Origin of the sequence: Vibrio sp. J502 (assembly GCF_025397955.1) — a bacterium.
GTDB lineage: Bacteria > Pseudomonadota > Gammaproteobacteria > Enterobacterales > Vibrionaceae > Vibrio > Vibrio anguillarum.
This window is the reverse complement of sequence record NZ_CP104554.1, coordinates 2,937,283-2,955,196: the sequence shown is the minus strand read 5'-3', so window position 1 is coordinate 2,955,196 and position 17,914 is coordinate 2,937,283. Positions and strand designations below refer to the sequence as shown.

At 47.0% G+C, this 17,914-nt stretch carries 11 protein-coding genes and 1 pseudogene; 8 read left to right on the top strand and 4 right to left on the bottom strand.

What is annotated here, in order from left to right; all coding sequences use genetic code 11:
- Positions 1-80 precede the first annotated feature (80 nt).
- A complete protein-coding gene (locus N5E84_RS13790) occupies positions 81-383 on the bottom strand; it encodes a DUF3630 family protein (protein WP_013855693.1) in 303 nt (100 codons plus the stop codon).
- Entirely contained in the window at positions 376-2,214 is a 1,839-nt protein-coding gene (gene recQ / locus N5E84_RS13785) for an ATP-dependent DNA helicase RecQ (RefSeq protein ID WP_029388346.1), read from the bottom strand. The genes N5E84_RS13790 and recQ overlap by 8 nt, the downstream gene beginning before the upstream one ends.
- Positions 2,215-2,465: 251 nt before the next feature.
- On the opposite strand from recQ, the gene rarD reads away from it, so the two are divergent.
- The 3 genes from rarD to N5E84_RS13770 all read left to right on the top strand — a co-directional run bounded on the left by rarD (position 2,466) and on the right by N5E84_RS13770 (position 5,043).
- The gene (rarD, locus tag N5E84_RS13780; protein WP_019282797.1) at positions 2,466-3,383 is read left to right on the top strand and encodes an EamA family transporter RarD; all 918 of its coding nucleotides are present in this window, start codon (positions 2,466-2,468) and stop codon (positions 3,381-3,383) included.
- Between the two features lie 120 nt (positions 3,384-3,503).
- On the top strand, positions 3,504-4,310 hold the full coding sequence (locus N5E84_RS13775; protein WP_026028188.1) for an AraC family transcriptional regulator: 807 nt from the start codon (positions 3,504-3,506) through the stop codon (positions 4,308-4,310).
- A gap of 73 nt (positions 4,311-4,383) precedes the next feature.
- Complete coding sequence (locus N5E84_RS13770) at positions 4,384-5,043, top strand: LysE family translocator (protein WP_069212055.1); 660 nt, start codon at positions 4,384-4,386, stop codon at positions 5,041-5,043.
- A gap of 783 nt (positions 5,044-5,826) precedes the next feature.
- Here N5E84_RS13770 and uvrD read toward each other — a convergent pair.
- Both uvrD and prlC read right to left on the bottom strand, forming a co-directional pair.
- Positions 5,827-8,001 carry a DNA helicase II gene (gene uvrD, locus N5E84_RS13765; RefSeq protein ID WP_019283405.1) on the bottom strand — a complete coding sequence of 725 codons (2,175 nt, stop codon included), beginning with the start codon at positions 7,999-8,001 and terminating at the stop codon, positions 5,827-5,829.
- Positions 8,002-8,157: 156 nt separating this feature from the next.
- Entirely contained in the window at positions 8,158-10,200 is a 2,043-nt protein-coding gene (prlC, locus tag N5E84_RS13760; RefSeq protein WP_019283406.1) for an oligopeptidase A, read from the bottom strand.
- Between the two features lie 205 nt (positions 10,201-10,405).
- On the opposite strand from prlC, the gene N5E84_RS13755 reads away from it, so the two are divergent.
- The 5 genes and pseudogenes from N5E84_RS13755 (at position 10,406) to N5E84_RS13735 (ending at position 17,914) form a co-directional block, all read left to right on the top strand.
- The gene (locus tag N5E84_RS13755; protein WP_013855685.1) at positions 10,406-11,245 is read left to right on the top strand and encodes a 23S rRNA (adenine(2030)-N(6))-methyltransferase RlmJ; all 840 of its coding nucleotides are present in this window, start codon (positions 10,406-10,408) and stop codon (positions 11,243-11,245) included.
- A 110-nt stretch (positions 11,246-11,355) separates the two neighbouring features.
- Complete coding sequence (gene gorA / locus N5E84_RS13750) at positions 11,356-12,714, top strand: glutathione-disulfide reductase (protein ID WP_029388472.1); 1,359 nt, start codon at positions 11,356-11,358, stop codon at positions 12,712-12,714.
- A 95-nt stretch (positions 12,715-12,809) separates the two neighbouring features.
- A pseudogene (locus N5E84_RS13745) lies at positions 12,810-14,128 on the top strand (tyrosine-type recombinase/integrase).
- A complete protein-coding gene (locus N5E84_RS13740; RefSeq protein WP_019283408.1) occupies positions 14,121-15,869 on the top strand; it encodes a phage integrase N-terminal SAM-like domain-containing protein in 1,749 nt (582 codons plus the stop codon). The pseudogene N5E84_RS13745 and the gene N5E84_RS13740 overlap by 8 nt, the downstream one beginning before the upstream one ends.
- On the top strand, positions 15,869-17,914 hold the full coding sequence (locus N5E84_RS13735) for a hypothetical protein (protein WP_069212054.1): 2,046 nt from the start codon (positions 15,869-15,871) through the stop codon (positions 17,912-17,914). Before N5E84_RS13740 ends, N5E84_RS13735 begins: the two co-directional genes overlap by 1 nt.

Below are 17,914 nucleotides of genomic sequence, written 5' to 3'. Positions count from 1 at the left end.
TTGATGTTGGCCTCATCATAAGCAATGGCGGCTTAATAATGAAGGACCAAAAGGCGGATATGCAGAGTTGATCTACACGCTTAGAAACCTCGCGCTAATAATTGCGCGAGAAACGCCAGCTCTTCTTGGCTCTCTTTGATGGCAAGTGCTTCAAGCCAAACCGACTCGCTGTAATGCTCGGCTTTGAGAAAAAGTAAGCAACCTTCAAAATCAATCAACCATGAGTGAATGTCCGCATCCCACTGTTTTTCTATCACTGTAGCCGAAAGCTGCTTGACCAAACGCTCGCCTAGTGCAGGAAAAGTATCGACGTCAAAACGCGGTGTACTCAGGACGAGTCGCCCTTCATCTTGTAAATTGTGTGCTAAACCGAACTCAGCCATGGTGGGTTAAGTGCTCCTGAATCAAGTCTAAGAATGGGTCGGCGTATTTTTCAAGCTTGCGTTGCCCAACGCCGTTAACGGCCAACATTTCTCCGTACGAAGTGGGCAATATTTCCGCCATATCAATTAAGGTCGCATCGCTAAAGACCACGTAAGGCGGCAGGCCATCTTCATCAGCAATCGATTTACGCAATTTACGCAATTTGGCAAACAGTGGTTTGTCGTAGTTTTTGTTGGATAACTTATCTGATTTCGCCGCACGAGCGGCAGTATCTAAGCGTGGAATAGCTAACTCTAATGGCATTTCTCCACGCAGCAGCGGCCGCGCCTCTTCCGTCAACTGCAAGGTCGAATTGCGAGTAATGTTTTGCTGCAACAACCCTTTATGGATCAACTGACGGAAAATACTCACCCAATAATCATGGCTATGATCGCGACCAATGCCGTAAGTCGTGAGCTTGTCGTGGCCATTTTCACGAATACGGATATTTTGCATACCGCGCATCACTTCCACCACATAACCAATACCGAAACTTTGGTTGACGCGATAAACGCACGATAATGCTTTTTGCGCCTCTTGCGTGGCATCGAAATGCTTGGGGGGATCAAGGCAGATATCGCAGTTGCCGCAAGGTTTGTCTCGATATTCACCAAAATAATTGAGCAACACTTGGCGGCGACAAGTTTGTGCTTCAGCAAAAGCGCTCATCGCGCCCAACTTATGGCTTTCCACCTGCTTTTGTGGCCCTTCCGGCTTCTCATCTAACATTCGACGCAGCCAACTGATGTCGGCCGGATCATAGAGCATCATCGCTTCGGCTGGCAAACCGTCTCGCCCTGCGCGCCCGGTCTCTTGATAGTAAGATTCGATGTTGCGCGGAATATCAAAATGCACCACAAAACGCACGTTGGGTTTATTAATCCCCATTCCAAATGCGACGGTAGCAACCACTATCTGAATGTCATCACGCTGAAATGCTTCTTGCACATAAGCGCGCTCATCGGCGTCCATACCCGCATGGTAACTGGCCGCTCGTAAATGGTTGTTGCACAGTTTCTCTGTCAGCATTTCTACTTTTTTGCGACTGCCACAATAAATGATGCCGCAATGTCCTCTTTGCGTATCAAGATAGCGGATCACCTGTGAAACCGGTTTGTGCTTTTCGACCAAGGTATAGCGGATATTAGGACGATCAAAGCTGCCCAGATAGACGTGCGGTTCTTGCAACTGCAAACGGTGCAAAATATCCACGCGCGTGGCGTCATCGGCCGTTGCCGTCAGTGCCATAAAAGGCACGTGTGAAAAATGCTGTTTAAGTTGGCCTAACGCCGCATACTCAGGGCGAAAATCGTGCCCCCATTGAGAAATACAGTGTGCTTCATCCACGGCAATCATCGCCAATGGCAACTGCTGCAAGCGTTCGATGAAATCGGGCATCAAAACGCGCTCAGGCGACGCGTAAATCAGCTTCAGTTGCCCCGCGTTCATTCGGTTATACACCGACATCAGCATCTCACGTGACATACTTGAATTAATACACTCAGCCGCGACACCGTTGGCTTTGAGCTGATCCACTTGGTCTTTCATCAACGAAATGAGCGGCGAGATGACTAAAGTGATGCCCTCTTTGACTAACGCAGGGATCTGATAACAGAGCGATTTCCCCCCACCCGTTGGCATGATAACTAAGCTATCTTGCCCCGCTAACGAAGCGTCAATCACCTCTTGCTGGCCGACACGAAACGACTGATAACCGAACACAGTCTGTAAAATACTGTGCTGTGTCTCAGGTTGAGGATCGGTTTGTTGAGCCATTAACGTTGCGGTCATGAAATTTCCAAGGGTGAACAAAAGGGGTAGAGCAACCGCTATACCGCAAAGCGTCTTATTGTAGTGGGGTTCGATGGTGAATAAAACCGCAAAATGTAGCGGTAAAGCGAATCACTTGATTCTCGGCCATTATTCGCCACTCAAACTCCCGAGTAGGCGGTCGATTAACAAAGCTGCAACTTACTTGAGGAACAGTATATACTGTCGAATCGTTTCGCTGGCTCAGCACTTCACTCCTTTGAGAATTCATCATGACCGCAGAAGAACAACAACGCTCCAGACAAGGCGTTTTACTCGCTATTGGTGCTTACACTATGTGGGGCATCGCACCGATCTATTTTAAAGCAATCAACAATGTTCCTGCACTTGAGATCCTCACTCATCGCGTAGTGTGGTCGTTTTTCTTGTTAGCAGCACTACTTCATTTTGGCCGCAACTGGCGTAGTGTACGCAGTGTGATTACTCATAAATCAAAGATGATCTATCTAATGACCACCGCTTGTCTGGTTGCGGTGAACTGGTTAATTTTCATCTGGGCGATCAATGCTAATCATATGTTAGATGCCAGTTTAGGCTATTACATTAACCCACTGCTCAATGTGGTGCTCGGCATGCTTTTTCTTGGTGAGCGATTACGCAAACTGCAGTGGGTCGCGGTAGCGCTAGCCACCATTGGTGTGGCCATTCAGTTAATTGTGTTTGGCTCGATTCCTGTGGTCGCCATCGCTTTGGCTACTACTTTTGGTTTGTATGGCTTACTGCGTAAAAAAGTGGCGGTTGATGCCCAAACAGGTTTGTTTATCGAAACCTTGGTGATGTTGCCCGCGGCGTTGATTTATCTATTGTTTATCGCCAGCTCGCCAACTTCAGATATGACGCTCAATCCGCTTAACCTCAACCTACTGCTGATCGCAGTTGGCGTCATCACGACCTTGCCTTTGCTTTGTTTCACAGGAGCAGCAACGCGTTTAAAACTTTCAACGCTGGGTTTCTTCCAATACATCGGCCCAAGCTTGATGTTTTTGCTCGCTGTCTTGGTGTATGGTGAAGCCTTCTCTAGTGATAAAGCCATCACTTTTGCCTTTATTTGGGCAGCATTGTTGCTGTTCAGTTTTGATGGTTTAAAAACAGGCCGAACCGCGCGACGCGCTCAGAGGGCATCCGTTTAATTAGGATTGTTTATTCCCCTCGTTCGTCAAAGCGATCGAGGGTTCTGTGATCATTTTTTACAAGACAGTGGCGACATGGCTGGCTAAGCTTGCATTATTCAACCCTAAATTTTGGTCTCTATGGATAAAGTGAGCTACAGCCAAACGGCCTATCCTGCGATCGGTCTGATTGATGCAGACTATCGCCAGTTTGCGTTTGATCGCCACTACCATCTTGATATTCATATTGGCCTTATCACTCAAGGAACGCAGCGCTTCTACCACCAAGGCGCCTGGCATCAGGTACAACGGGGCGGCGTAGTTCTGATGTCGCCAGATGAACTGCACGATGGGCAAGCGCACAATGGCTCTGGCTACCAAGTGCAAGTGTTTGCTATTGAACCTACTTGGCTACAGCAAACCTTAGAAGCCAAGCAGATTGAACAAGTGCTGGGTTTTGAGCAGTTAATAGTCGATGACGCGCCACTTTTTTGCTCACTGCTGCAACTTCATCACACCATGAAGCAGGATAAGCTCAGCCAACTCGCTAAAGATTGCTTACCCTACCAAGGGTTCACACCTTTACTTGAACGCTATAGCCACTTGAAACTGCCGGAGGTTAAACCGCTTGGCCAGCGCAACCTCGCCACGCTGAAAGAGTGGGTACTCAGTCAACTCGACCAACCAATCCGCCTCGAGCAACTCGCTCAGCTTTGCCAGCTTTCACCCACTCAGTTTCAGCGCCATTTCAAGGCGCAAACGGGCATCACACCTTATGCATGGTTATTGCGTTTACGTTTAGAGCAAGCGATGAAATTGTTGAAAACCGGCACCTCTAGCACTGAAGTCGCCTATCAAGTCGGTTTTTATGATCAAGCCCATTTCAGTAAGGCGTTCAAAGCAACCTTTGGCCTGCCACCCTCCGCCATCAATCGCACACTTTACTAACCAAACTGTCAGAAATTTACAAGGCAAGCACGTTTTCTCCACGCATACTCACCGTAAAACATGAGGAGAATACATGAACGAACTTTCCATATTGGCCACATTGGCTGGCGTACATTTTATGGCATTATTAAGCCCCGGCCCAGATGTGGCACTGGTGGTACAAAATGCCACCCGTTACGGTCGCAGAACCGGAGTTTTTATTGCGCTAGGGTTATCATGTGGCATTGTCATTCACTCATTGCTTAGCCTCACAGGGATAAGCTATTTGGTGCATCAACAACCTGCACTGTTTGCGATGGTGCAACTGGCCGGCGGGGGGTATTTATTCTATTTAGGCTTGGGCGCACTCAAATCCATCTACACCACCTGGCGATCGCCACAAGCTGTCGGAGTCAACAATGAGCGCTACAAGCTGATCGAAAATCAACGCCAAGCCTTTTCCCGCGGTTTTATCACCAATATTTTTAATCCAAAAGCTTTGGTCTTTTTTATCAGCTTAATGTCGAGTTTAGTGCCTGTGGGGATGTCCTTTTCAGGTAAAGGTATCGCCTTGCTGATTCTTTGGGGGCTCTCTTTTATGTGGTTCTCAACCTTGGCGTGGATGCTCTCCACCGCCCGCCTACAAAAACGTTTGCAATCACTCACTGTGTATATTGATGCGGTATGTGGCATCATTTTTACGCTCATCGGTGGACTTATTTTATTGCAAGCGCTGCTTAGCCTTAGCCATTGATGCAGCGATTCGCGCCCATTTTTGTGCGAGATCTCTTACAAACGAGTGAGCAAATATCGCTTTTTGAGTAGGAAAATCAACACCAAAAAACCTAAATAATTGATTTTAAATAAAATAATAACCAGCTAGAGAAACCCTTTGCGAAAAAAGAGTTTCTCTAGCATTGCCGATAAATTAGAGATGGGTAATATGAACCTTGTCGGAAGGATTCTGACACGGAACAGGAAAGCACCACGGATTGGTCATCTTCAGGATGAAGAGACGACTGCTCAGGATGAATGGTCGGCACGGAAAGCAAATTGGACATTGAATGGACGCAATAGTAGCTAGGATGGTTACTACTAAGGAAAGACGATGGACACCTCTGGACGAGGCAAGGACTGAACATCAGGATGATGTAAAGGACACCGCTCAAGGAACAAGTGAAGCGCGCTAACGTGGATGGTTAGCAGACTAGGAAGTCGCCAAGGACACCGCTAGGAAGGCGAAGAACGGATTAAGCTGACGGAATTCAGCCACTATCATGGATTTGATGCATGGAGCACTTTCGTAGCTGGATTGCTGCAAGTAAGACTATAACCCCGCAGGGCGCAAGCCCTCGGGGTTTTTCTTTTGGATTGGATAAGCATATGAGTTATCCAGCTTTCATATCTTGAACGGCTAGGTTAGGTATTTGGTTTAAACAACGCCATAAACACCCCTCCCTGCCTCCCCCTCAAAGAGGGAGGAGAACAATCCAACCATCTCAGCAAAGAAAAGTACCCTTTCTTTGTACAAGGAAGATCATAGTTTCTCTAGCTTGGCATAAGCAGTCACTAGCCATTTAATGCCTTCACCGTTAAAAGCGACTTGCACTCGACTTTGCGGGCCACTACCTTCGAAATTAATGATGGTGCCTTCACCAAAAATAGGGTGTTTCACGCGTGCGCCCAAACTAAAGCCCGTCTCGTTAAAGTTCTCTTTGACCGCTGTTTGACTAAAACGCCCAGCACTGCTTGGTCGGCTCACTTGCGCTTTCATGCGCACTTCATCAAGGCAGTTTTCTGGCAGCTCACGGATAAAGCGTGACGGCTTATGGTATTTATCCTGACCGTATAAACGGCGAATTTCAGCGTAAGTAATGTAGAGCTTTTGCATGGCGCGCGTCATTCCGACGTAACACAAACGGCGCTCCTCTTCCAATCGCCCCGCTTCTTCGGCCGACATTTGGCTAGGGAACATGCCCTCTTCAACGCCAACCATAAACACCAACGGGAACTCTAACCCTTTCGCGCTGTGCAGTGTCATTAACTGTACGGCATCATCAAACTCGTCAGCCTGCCCTTCGCCCGCTTCCAGCGCTGCGTGGGTTAAAAAGGCCGTCAACATGCTCATCTCATCCGCTTCTTCTGGCTTTTCAAATTGGCGTGTTGCGGTGACTAGCTCTTCCAAGTTTTCAATTCTGGCTTTGGACTTTTCACCCTTTTCAAGCTGATACATCTCAAACAAACCTGAGGTTTTGATTACATGGTCGGTTTGACTGTGTAACGGCATCTCAGCGCTATCATCTTCAAGGGCATTGACCAGTTCAATAAACCGGCTTAATGCGCTTGCCGCACGTCCTGTGAGCACTTTTTCTTCCAACAGTACAAGGCTCGCTTGCCACAAGGTACAGCCGCGATCTCGCGCCGCAAAACGAATGGTTTCCAGCGTTTTATCACCCAAGCCACGCGGTGGCGTATTTACGACTCGCTCAAAGGCCGAATCATCATTGCGGTTAGACATCAAACGCAAGTAACTTAACGCATCTTTTATCTCTTGGCGCTCGAAGAAGCGCATGCCGCCGTAGATACGGTAGGGCAAGCCTGCTTGAATCAAGGCTTCTTCCAAAACACGAGATTGGGCGTTGTTGCGATAAAGCATCGCACAATCCTCTAATGCGCCACCTTTATCTCGCCACTCTTTGATTTTATTGACGGTAAAACGCGCCTCATCAAGATCGTTGTAGGCCGAATAGAGAGAAATTGGCTCGCCTTCGCTGCCATCTGTCCAGAGCTCTTTACCCATTCGCTCGGTGTTGTTCGCGATCAGTGCGTTCGAGGCTTGCAAAATGGTTTTGGTTGAACGGTAGTTTTGCTCTAAACGAATGGTATTAACGCTTGGAAATTCCTGCGTGAATTTTTCGAGGTTTTCAATTTTGGCACCACGCCAGCCATAAATGGACTGATCATCATCACCGACGATCATCACGTGACAATCGCGCCCAGCCATCATGCGCAGCCACGCGTATTGGATGTTATTGGTGTCTTGAAATTCGTCGACCAAGATGTGTTTAAAGCGCGCTTGATAATGTTCACGAATGTGCTGCTTATCACGCAACATCTCGTGGCAACGCAGCAAAATTTCGGCAAAATCAACCAAACCTGCGCGATCGCACGCCTCTTGGTACGCGGAATAAAGCTGCAAATAGGTTTGAGTCACGGGATCGCGGTACGCATCGATGTGCTTCGGACGAAGACCTTCATCTTTTTTACCGTTAATCCACCAGCACACCTGGCGCGTAGGCCACTGCTTCTCATCTAGGTTTTGTGCTTTGATTAAGCGACGCAGCAAACGCAGTTGATCTTCAGAATCGAGGATCTGAAAATCCTCAGGCAGGCGAGCGTCAAGATAGTGAGCGCGTAAAATACGGTGGCAAATACCGTGGAAGGTACCATTCCACATGCCCGATGCACTGCCCATCATCAACTCTTCAATTCGGCCACGCATTTCCGCCGCCGCTTTGTTGGTAAAAGTCACCGACATCACTGAAAAAGGCGAGGCGTTTTCAACCGAGATAAGCCAAGCAATGCGATGCACCAATACTCGGGTTTTACCACTCCCCGCTCCGGCAAGCACCAGCAAGTTTTCTAAAGGCGCGGCAACCGCTTCGCGCTGTTTATCGTTGAGACCGTCGAGTAAGAGAGAAGGATCCATCATGGCTAAGCTACTGGTTATTTATACATAATTGTCCAGATTATAACCTCAAATCGCGGCAAGATGCTCGTCTCTATCACATTTTTCTGGGCATTCAAAAATGAAAAGCCCACCGCAAAGGTGGGCTAATTCGAGCTTCATCGCATTTTAAGCGCGTGACTACGCGGCGATCCCCGCATGACGCAGCAACGCATCAATTTTCGGCTCGCGGCCTCTAAAGCGTTTAAATAGCTCCATCGGCTCTTCACTACCACCCATTTCAAGGATGTTGTTCAAGAAACTTTGTCCAGTCTGTGGGTTAAAAATCCCCTCTTCCTCAAAGCGAGAAAACGCATCAGCCGAAAGTACTTCTGCCCATAAGTAGCTGTAGTAACCTGCGCTGTAACCGCCAGCAAAGATGTGGCTAAAGCTGTGTGAGAAACGGTTCCACTCAAGGCTTGGTAACACGGCCACTTTCTTTTTCACTTGGGCGAGAGTTTCCAACACTTGCGGCCCTACTTCGGGATCGTAAGTGGTGTGCAAGGTGAAATCGAACAAACCAAATTCAAGTTGACGCAAAATAAACATCGCTGACTGGAAGTTTTTCGCCGCGAGCATTTTATCGAGCATTTCTTTTGGTAGCGGTTCACCCGTTTCGTAATGACCTGAAATAAACGCTAACGCCTCTTCTTCCCAGCACCAATTTTCAAGGAACTGACTGGGCAGTTCAACCGCATCCCACGGTACACCGTTGATGCCAGATACCGCACCCACTTCAACTTGAGTCAACATGTGGTGGATCCCGTGTCCAAACTCATGGAATAAAGTGACCACTTCATCATGAGTAAATAACGCAGGTTTATCACCGATTGGGCGATTAAAGTTACAGGTCAAATAAGCCACTGGTGTTTGTAGCTCGCCATTTTGAGTGATACGGCGGCCACGGCAATCATCCATCCACGCGCCGCCACGCTTATGTTCGCGCGCATACAGGTCGAGATAGAAGCTGCCACGCAGTGATCCTTTCGCATCAAAAATATCGAAAAAACGCACCGATGGATGCCAAGTATCAACCCCAGAGCGCTCTTTGACGCTCATGCCAAATACGCGGTTGAGTACTTCAAATAGGCCGCTCACCACTTTCGATTCTGGGAAATAAGGGCGCAGCTCTTCATCTGAAATATCAAACAAGTGCTGTTTCTGTTTTTCGCTGTAGTAAGCGATATCCCACAACTCTAGCGTGGTCACGCCAAACTCTTGCTGCGCAAATTGACGCAACTCTTCGACTTCACGCTCACCTTGCGGTTTCACTTTGGTGGCTAAATCATTTAAAAACCCTAACACTTGATCGGGCGTTTGCGCCATTTTAGTCGCCAGTGATTTTTCACTGTAGGTATTAAAACCGAGCATACGGGCTATTTCATGACGCAGTTTGAGCTTCTCAGCGATGATTTCGCTGTTATCCCACTTGCCCGCATTTGGCCCGCGATCCGAGGCACGTGTGACATACGCTTCATAGAGCTCTTTGCGCAAAGCTTGGTTATCACAATAAGTCATCACTGGCAGATAAGAAGGAATGTCGAGCGTTAATAAATAACCATCGAGCTCTTTGGCTTGCGCCGCCGCTTGTGCCGCTGCTAACGCCGATTCTGGCATGCCCGCTAATTGATTGGCGTCAGTAATGTGCTTGGTCCAGCCCATCGTGGCATCCAGTACGTTATTAGAGAACTTAGAACCCAACTCAGATTGACGTTTACTGATCTCGCCGTACCGTTTTTGCTCTGCCAATGGCAAGCCGATCCCCGATAACTCAAAATCACGCAGTGCATCATTGATGGTTTTTTGCTGCGCTTGAGAGAGCGAGGAAAAAGTATCGCTGGCTTTCATGCTCTTATAGGCTTCAAACAGGCCTTTATGTTGCCCAACCCAAGTGCCGTATTCAGACAGCAGCGGCAAACAGCTTTCGTACGCATCACGCAGTTCATCGCTATTGAGCACAGAATTAAGGTGGCTTACTGGCGACCAAATGCGGCTTAAGCGATCATCCACCTCTTCAATGGGTGCAATCAAGTTTTGCCACGTTGGGGTGCTATTGCCAGCAAGGCGTTTTTCAATTTCGGTGCGGCAATCTTCTATCGCTTTCTCAACCGCAGGCTTCACATGCTCTGGCTTAATGGCGGAAAACGGCGGTAAATCCGTGAAAGTGAGAAGTGGATTAGACATAAAACATTCCTTTTAAGTTAAGACGCGCCTGCACGTTGATGCATTTCTCTGCAACAGTCACTGATTGTTTCACGGCAACCGTCGATTTTGTTTATCTGAAATAGTAAATATAGGTAGGTTCAGCAATTTTCAATAGTGGCGTATAATCAGCCAATACGTTTGATTGATGAAACACACTCCATTTGGGGTGTTTTGAGAGCCTATTTTGCTAAGTTATCGCCACAGTTTTCACGCGGGCAACCACGCGGATGTATTAAAGCATATCGTACAAAGCCTTATCCTCAATGCATTACAGCAAAAAGAGAAGCCTTTTGTTTATCATGACACCCACTCTGGTGTGGGCCGTTATGACTTGACCCATGAATGGTCAGAAAAAACTGGTGAATATAAACAAGGGATTGCTCGTATTTGGCAACAAAATGTAACGCCACCCGCCATTCAAAGCTACCTTGAGGCAGTAAAAGCGCTCAATGAAAGCGAAGAGTTACGTTACTACCCCGGCTCACCACGTGTGGCGCGTGCTCATCTACGCGCACAGGATCGTATGGTGCTCACCGAATTGCATCCGAGCGATTACCCTTTGCTCGAGCAAGAGTTCCACCGAGATCGTCAGGTATCGATTTACAAAGAAGATGGTTTCCAACGCTTAATCGGTAGCCTGCCACCGAAAGAGCGTCGCGGCTTAGTGTTGATCGATCCCCCTTACGAATTGGCCAAAGAGTACAGCGATGTCGTAAGAGCCATTGCCCAAAGTTATAAGCGCTGGGCGACGGGTATCTACGCCATTTGGTATCCCGTAGTGAATCGCGACACCATTGATGACTTGCTTGAAGGGCTGGCAAGCCTCGGCATTCGCAAAATCTTACAAATTGAATTGGGCGTGTCGCCAGACACCCATGAACGTGGCATGACCGCTTCAGGCATGATAGTGATTAACCCACCGTGGACACTGGAAGGGCAAATGCAGGAAATTTTACCGTTTCTTCAGCAAGCGATTGCCCCGGTAACCGGTCATTTTAAAGTCGAATGGGTTGTACCAGAATAAACTGACCCAATCTATCAAAGAAGTAGAGAACCTTTTTCGCCTTGCTATGGTTGCCAACACCGTACAAAACCAAGGTCAAATAGGATGAAAAAAGAATAATGGAGAAAGTAATGACAACGCATTTTGATTATATCTGTATCGGTGGTGGCTCTGGTGGTATCGCTTCAGCGAACCGCGCGGCAATGTATGGTGCGAAAGTCGCACTGATTGAAGCCAAAGACCTTGGCGGCACTTGTGTCAACGTCGGTTGTGTTCCGAAAAAAGTGATGTGGCATGGCGCGCAAATTGCTGAAGCAATGCACCTTTATGCCAAAGATTATGGCTTCGATGTCGATGTCAAAGGATTAGATTGGTCAAAACTGATTGAGAGCCGCCAAGCGTATATTGGCCGTATTCATCAATCGTACGACCGCGTATTGGGCAATAATAAAGTGGAAGTGATCCGCGGTTTTGCACGCTTTGTTGATGCAAAAACCGTAGAAGTAAACGGTGAACACTACACGGCAGATCATATCCTGATTGCCGTTGGCGGACGCCCAACGATTCCGGCGATCCCAGGGGCGCAATACGGCATTGATTCCAATGGTTTCTTTGACTTGACCGAACAACCTAAACGCGTCGCGGTTGTGGGCGCAGGTTATATTGCGGTTGAAATCGCGGGCGTACTCAACGCACTCGGCACTGAAACGCACCTTTACGTGCGCAAAGAATCACCACTGCGCAGCTTTGATCCCATGATCATCGAAACACTCACTGAAGTCATGGCGGCGGAAGGCCCAACATTACATACTCATTCAGTGCCAAAAGAAGTGATCAAAGAAGCCGATGGCAGCCTGACTCTACACCTTGAAAATGGCCAAAGCCAAAACGTTGATACGCTCATTTGGGCAATCGGCCGCCACCCAGCAACCGATGCGATAAACCTAGCAGCAACGGGTGTGGCAACCAATGCACAAGGCTATATTAAGGTTGATGAGTACCAGCAAACCAACGTCGCGGGCATTTACTGTGTCGGCGATATCATGGAAGGCGGTATTGAACTCACACCTGTTGCCGTCAAAGCAGGCCGTCAACTTTCAGAGCGCCTGTTTAATGGCAAAACCGATGCGAAGATGGATTACAAACTGGTCCCGACCGTGGTCTTTAGCCATCCGCCAATCGGCACAATTGGCCTCACCACGCAAGAAGCCCAAGCGCAATATGGCGAAGAGAATGTCAAAGTGTATACATCTAGCTTCACGGCCATGTACACCACCGTCACCTCTCACCGTCAACCATGCAAAATGAAACTAGTATGCGCTGGCCCTGAAGAAACCGTTGTTGGCCTACACGGCATCGGTTTTGCGGTTGATGAAATGATTCAAGGCTTTGGCGTAGCCATGAAAATGGGCGCAACCAAGGCCGATTTTGATTCAGTTGTGGCAATACACCCAACGGGTAGTGAAGAGTTTGTTACCATGACAGGTTAGTGTAGGAAAAGCATCTTACACACATAAATAAATCTGGAAAATAATCACTCACTGACTATACCGTATGTATGGTCAGTAGTTTTCTAGGTGAATTTATGTATCTCATACAATCAAGCAATGTCTATAAACGGACAGAACTATCAGTCAGTGATAACAACTGTCAATGCTCTCCTGTTGAGGGGAATATCGGCTCACTGCCTACACTGTTTAATCAAGATGGTTCGTTCAACCACGAAGCAAATAGTTACCTCTTCTACCAAAAAGCCATCAAAGCAGCTAAAGACCTCTCCCCCTGCGCTCAAGCGTTACATGCTTACTACCAATTCCTTGAGGATAAACAATTAGCATGGGATAAATTCCCTCCCGTCAAAAGACTAAAACCAACTTATCTATTTCGTTCTCACCTGTTAAAACAAATCAAGAACGGTGAATTAGCTCACAGCACAGCAAGCGTCCGAATGAATCAAATTGTTAACTACTACAAATGGTTAATGCATGATGGTTACTTAAAAATCAAGAACGAGAAAGAGGCTCCTTTTAAGATGGAGTTTGTATCCGTTCAAAGCACTGGAATGCTGGCACATATATCGCCAACGTTTACCGTTGAAACGAGTGACTTGCGAATAAAAGTACCCAAGGATGCAAGCAGTAAGAACATTCGACCTTTATCACCCCTCAGTCAAGAGTCACTGGGCATACTGACACAGCACCTTCCTAGCGCTTCCGAAGAGTTGCGCTTACAGGTGTTGGTCTCTATTGATACGGGAATGCGAATCCAAGAGGTGGCAACTCTCTCCCTGAATGCCCTTGATACCGCAACACCACTGGCTGAAAGTGAGCATCGTTACGAGATAGTTTTATCACCTCAATCGACAGGTGTTCAGACTAAATACTTAAAGCAAAGGCGTGTAGAAATCTCATCAGAACTATTAACCACACTGAATGAATACCGAACCTCTGAGCGGAGAATCAAACGGGTAAACAAACTCAATGTCAAATTAGAATCATTGCCCGAGAATGCACCGTCCCTAAAACAAGATGCCATCGAAAGGTTTGAGCTGTGCGAGCGTCATGAGCCTCTTTTTGTGAGTGAGCAAGGCAATCCAGTGACCGCTAAATCTATTGAAGCTCGGTGGACAGAGTTTAGAACGTCCATCAAAAAAAATACCCCTCCTTTACTCATCGCTTCCACGACCTGCGCTCAACCTACGGTACATACCGATTAAATGACTTGCTTGAGGCTGGCCTATCTCCAATGGAGTGTATGGAGCTGTTAATGGGCTGGATGGGGCATAGAAATGAATCCACGACTTGGAAGTATCTACGTTACCTACAACGCAAAGAAGCGTTCAAAGTGAAGTTTGGCATTTTAGATAGCATCATGCACGAAGCACTAGGTGGTGAGGATGAATAATAAGGTTTCATACCTCCACGGCTGGGATTCGGAGCTTTGTTTTCAGCTAAACACGGAGCGTAACAATGTCGCAGACTTTAATCGCTTTCTGGTTAAGTACTTTCCTGTCACGAAAAATCTACAGCAAGGCGGTCAATTTAAAGATGCCGACCGTCTAGGCTTTGTGCATCAAATCAAAGCCCGATTTGGTGAAAAGATAGAAGAAGGAGCGAGTCATGCAACTCTGTATAGTTATTACAATGGACTGTCTCAGTACCTTCGTTGGTGTGACTTAACTAACGCGATTGCATTTACACAAGACTCACTGGAAGGCTATATGTCTCATCTGCATACAAGGGTTATGCAGGGAACATTGAAAAGGTCTACTTATAAAAGGTACCACTCTGATTTGTTGGTGCTATTTCGTGATTATTTAGATTTACCATCAAGCTATTTTAACGCTATCACGGTGTTAGATGCCAGCGATACAGAGCCATTCGAAGCCTATACCCGCAGTGATTTAAACCAACTGCTCCCATTCTTGCGCAGTCTGTTCAAACAAACCTACCACCAGTTTATTGAATCGCCTGAGACGCACATCAAGGCTTATAACCACAAGAGTACAATGACCTTTGAGTGGAAAGGCCAAACCTATAACCTGTGTGGTGCAATTTCGAAGATGATGAGCGCTGGTGCGTACCTTTTGTCTTATTACACCTATGCAAACACCAGTGCCCTATTCCAGCTACCTCAGCCGCGCAATGCCTCGACGTCTGCCGGAGAAACGTGGTACACCATGCCTGCTTTTAAGCGCAGAGCATTCAAAACCATTCAGGTTGAGATAGGCGAGCATGAACTGGATATACCGAAATACGCCATGCGATTTTTCGACCACTTACTCAATGCGTCACGCTTAATATCAACGGATGAAAACGCAACACTGCTTCAAACCGTAGTAGCGCAGAAAGCGACTACGCTGAAAAGCGCAACTCTTAATGACTTCCTGAGGCACTGGGTTGAAAAGCACTTTACCTTCACCGGCCAAACTGGACGAAGACTACGCCCAGTTATTAGCCGTTTTCGTGAAACGGGCGCACAGATTACCGCCTATCACCAAGGCGAAATGATGAATGACATCATGCTAGGCAATACCCCTAACACGAGAAAGAAAAGCTATAGCGAAGGAAACCGAATAACTAACGATGGCATGATGCAGGATGCGATGTCGATACGCGAAGAAGAGATTAAGCGGGGGGTTAATACGAAACAGGCGCAGACCAATTTAGGCATTGATGTTCTGGTCATTGAAGAAGAAAACAAAATCAACCTACCGGATTTAAGTCGCACCCCCAACGGTGGGAGCTGTGCCACTCCCTTTGGTGAGAAGTCAGAAAAATACACCAAGAAAGCGCTTAAGCAAGGGCTGCTAAGAGAAGGGGAAAAATTGGCCTGTGCTGATTTACTCGGTTGTTTCGGCTGCCCCAGTCAGGTCATTGTTCAATCGCTCTCAGATATCTGGTGTCTACTCAGCTTTAAAGCGTGTATCGAGGAATCACTCTACCTACATCTCGATGCCAGCCACTACCGACAGAACTTTGAAAACATCGTGACCTTCATAGACGAGAACATCTTACCCAGTATCGACAAAAAACTACTCAAACAAGCAGAAAACAAGCTTGATGATGAAGGTTATCACCCCAACTGGGATGATGCGGACTCCGTTCTTGGTCTCATCCCATCGCACTCTCAGGAGTTATCATAATGAAAACCAGCCACTTATATACTTCAGATTTCCCCGAAGAGCATAAAGTGCAATGCGTGGACATCATTACTCTATATCACGAAGGGCGATTTGAAGAGTTGGATGCCGTGGTTATTTGCAAAGATAGAGACGGTAACGTGACAGCGACTTTTGGGCAAAGCAATTGGGATTGCCTTCCTTTCTCACGCAAGAAAGAGAGAAACACACTCAACTTCTCAATGTTTGACGCCGCACCTGAATTGCAACGTGAACTCAAGATATTTACCGTGGGCTGGCTTTTTAACGCCAGTCCAAAAGGGAAAAAAGCCCTGAGTTTTTCAGGTGCTAGTTCTCGACTAACAGACATAAAAAAAGTTTACTCATTCTTAAAGGAGCAAAACCAAACCTCACTGGCTGCACTGTCCTCTGCGCCACTTAGGTTAAAGCTTGATAATTTTCTTCAAGAGCAGGGTTATGCTCAGGGAACACTTGAGCAAACATTTGTTGCTATCAATGGCGCAATCGGTGATGCAGGTTGGCACAACATACCTCTGGATATCAAACCGATTAAATCAAACAAAGAGGCTCAAAGACTGAGTGATAAAGATGGGCAGCAAACTCTGGTTATTCCAGAGCGGTTATGTCACGCCATCTACGGCAAGGCGATAGCGCTCATTGAAGAGGCACTGCCTCACGCCCAACTGCTGGCCGATACAGAAAGTGCGCTACAAGACAACTATATTGCAGGCAAGAGGATTTTGGACAGTAAGGTTCAGCAAGGCCACTCTTATACTTTTATGAACGGTGATGGAAGTATTGATAACCGAAAATACTCAACAGCCATTGCGGACTACCAACCTCGTGAGCCTCACTCTCTTATTTCTCCATTGGCAGAAAAACTCCCTCACGTCCCACTTAAAAATGCTAACGAATTCAAACGCTACCTAGGGCAACTCATTACCGCGAGTTATATTGTATGCGGTGGGTTCAGTGGGATGCGAGATTCAGAATTGGATAAACTCACACCAAACAGTTATTACAAAGACACCTTGAGCGGTCGAGTACACCACATGCTGCAATCTCATACCTTTAAGCTAGGAGAAAAGCGCGAAACGTGGGTGACAGCGGCCTCTTCCAAAACAGCAATTGACTTAATGACGATGCTAACGAAACGCTGGCGAAGCGAAGCGACTTACCCTGATGAGAAGTACGCGGATTCATTATGGCTGAACCAGAGTGCTCGCTCGGTACCACCGAGGTTAATCACGAAGTGGAATGAGCGATTACAGCGTTTTTGTAAGCAATTTGATTTCGTGGTCACAGAAGAAGATTATCAAGAGTGTTTAACCTCCAATCCTCGCTCATTAGATAAAGTTAAAGAATTCGTTATTATCGGTAAACCTTGGCCTATGGCTACCCACCAATTTAGACGCACCCTAGCGTTTTACTGCGTGAAGAACCGTTTAGGGACACTGGTTGCGCTTAAACAGCAATTTAAACACCTGTATCTCTCAATGGCAGAGTGGTATACCAACGGTGGTAAACTAGCGAGCCTGCGAGATTTAAAGGTGGATACGAAAATACAGCAAGCACTCGAAGAGATTAATGCTGAATCCACCGCGAATAAAATTTTTAAACAATGGCACTCTGATGAAAAACTCTCAGGTTCTCACGGTCAAGCCATAATGAAGATGCGAGGTGATGTTCCGACAATCTACAGTTCATGGGACGTTATCTACAGAGCAGTCAAAAAAGGAAAACTGACCCTTCACGGCACAAGTCATAGCTACTGTAAAAATGGATACAATTGCGATATGGATGGTGTATTAATGCCTCAATTCTGTGTGGATTGTGGTTCTGGCAGTAGCATCATTGATGAGCAACAAGCTAAGTGGTGGCAGAGAAAGCACCGAAGCTTAACAACTTATATGGCTTATGGTGACGATATATCGGTAACAGACAGAAGTCACTATATTACTCAAATTAGGGCGGCAGAAAACGTGATGCGAGATTTTGGTATGGAATTTACGGTCTTTGAAGCAGAACTGGCCGTGATGGAGGTTTAG

Bases quoted from the DNA above. Each gene is read 5' to 3' on its own strand.
- N5E84_RS13790 (WP_013855693.1), bottom strand. From the start codon at position 383: ATGGCTGAGTTCGGTTTAGCACACAATTTACAAGATGAAGGGCGACTC.
- recQ (WP_029388346.1), bottom strand. From the start codon at position 2,214: ATGACCGCAACGTTAATGGCTCAACAAACCGATCCTCAACCTGAGACA.
- rarD (WP_019282797.1), top strand. From the start codon at position 2,466: ATGACCGCAGAAGAACAACAACGCTCCAGACAAGGCGTTTTACTCGCT.
- N5E84_RS13775 (WP_026028188.1), top strand. From the start codon at position 3,504: ATGGATAAAGTGAGCTACAGCCAAACGGCCTATCCTGCGATCGGTCTG.
- N5E84_RS13770 (WP_069212055.1), top strand. From the start codon at position 4,384: ATGAACGAACTTTCCATATTGGCCACATTGGCTGGCGTACATTTTATG.
- uvrD (WP_019283405.1), bottom strand. From the start codon at position 8,001: ATGATGGATCCTTCTCTCTTACTCGACGGTCTCAACGATAAACAGCGC.
- prlC (WP_019283406.1), bottom strand. From the start codon at position 10,200: ATGTCTAATCCACTTCTCACTTTCACGGATTTACCGCCGTTTTCCGCC.
- gorA (WP_029388472.1), top strand. From the start codon at position 11,356: ATGACAACGCATTTTGATTATATCTGTATCGGTGGTGGCTCTGGTGGT.
- N5E84_RS13740 (WP_019283408.1), top strand. From the start codon at position 14,121: ATGAATAATAAGGTTTCATACCTCCACGGCTGGGATTCGGAGCTTTGT.
- N5E84_RS13735 (WP_069212054.1), top strand. From the start codon at position 15,869: ATGAAAACCAGCCACTTATATACTTCAGATTTCCCCGAAGAGCATAAA.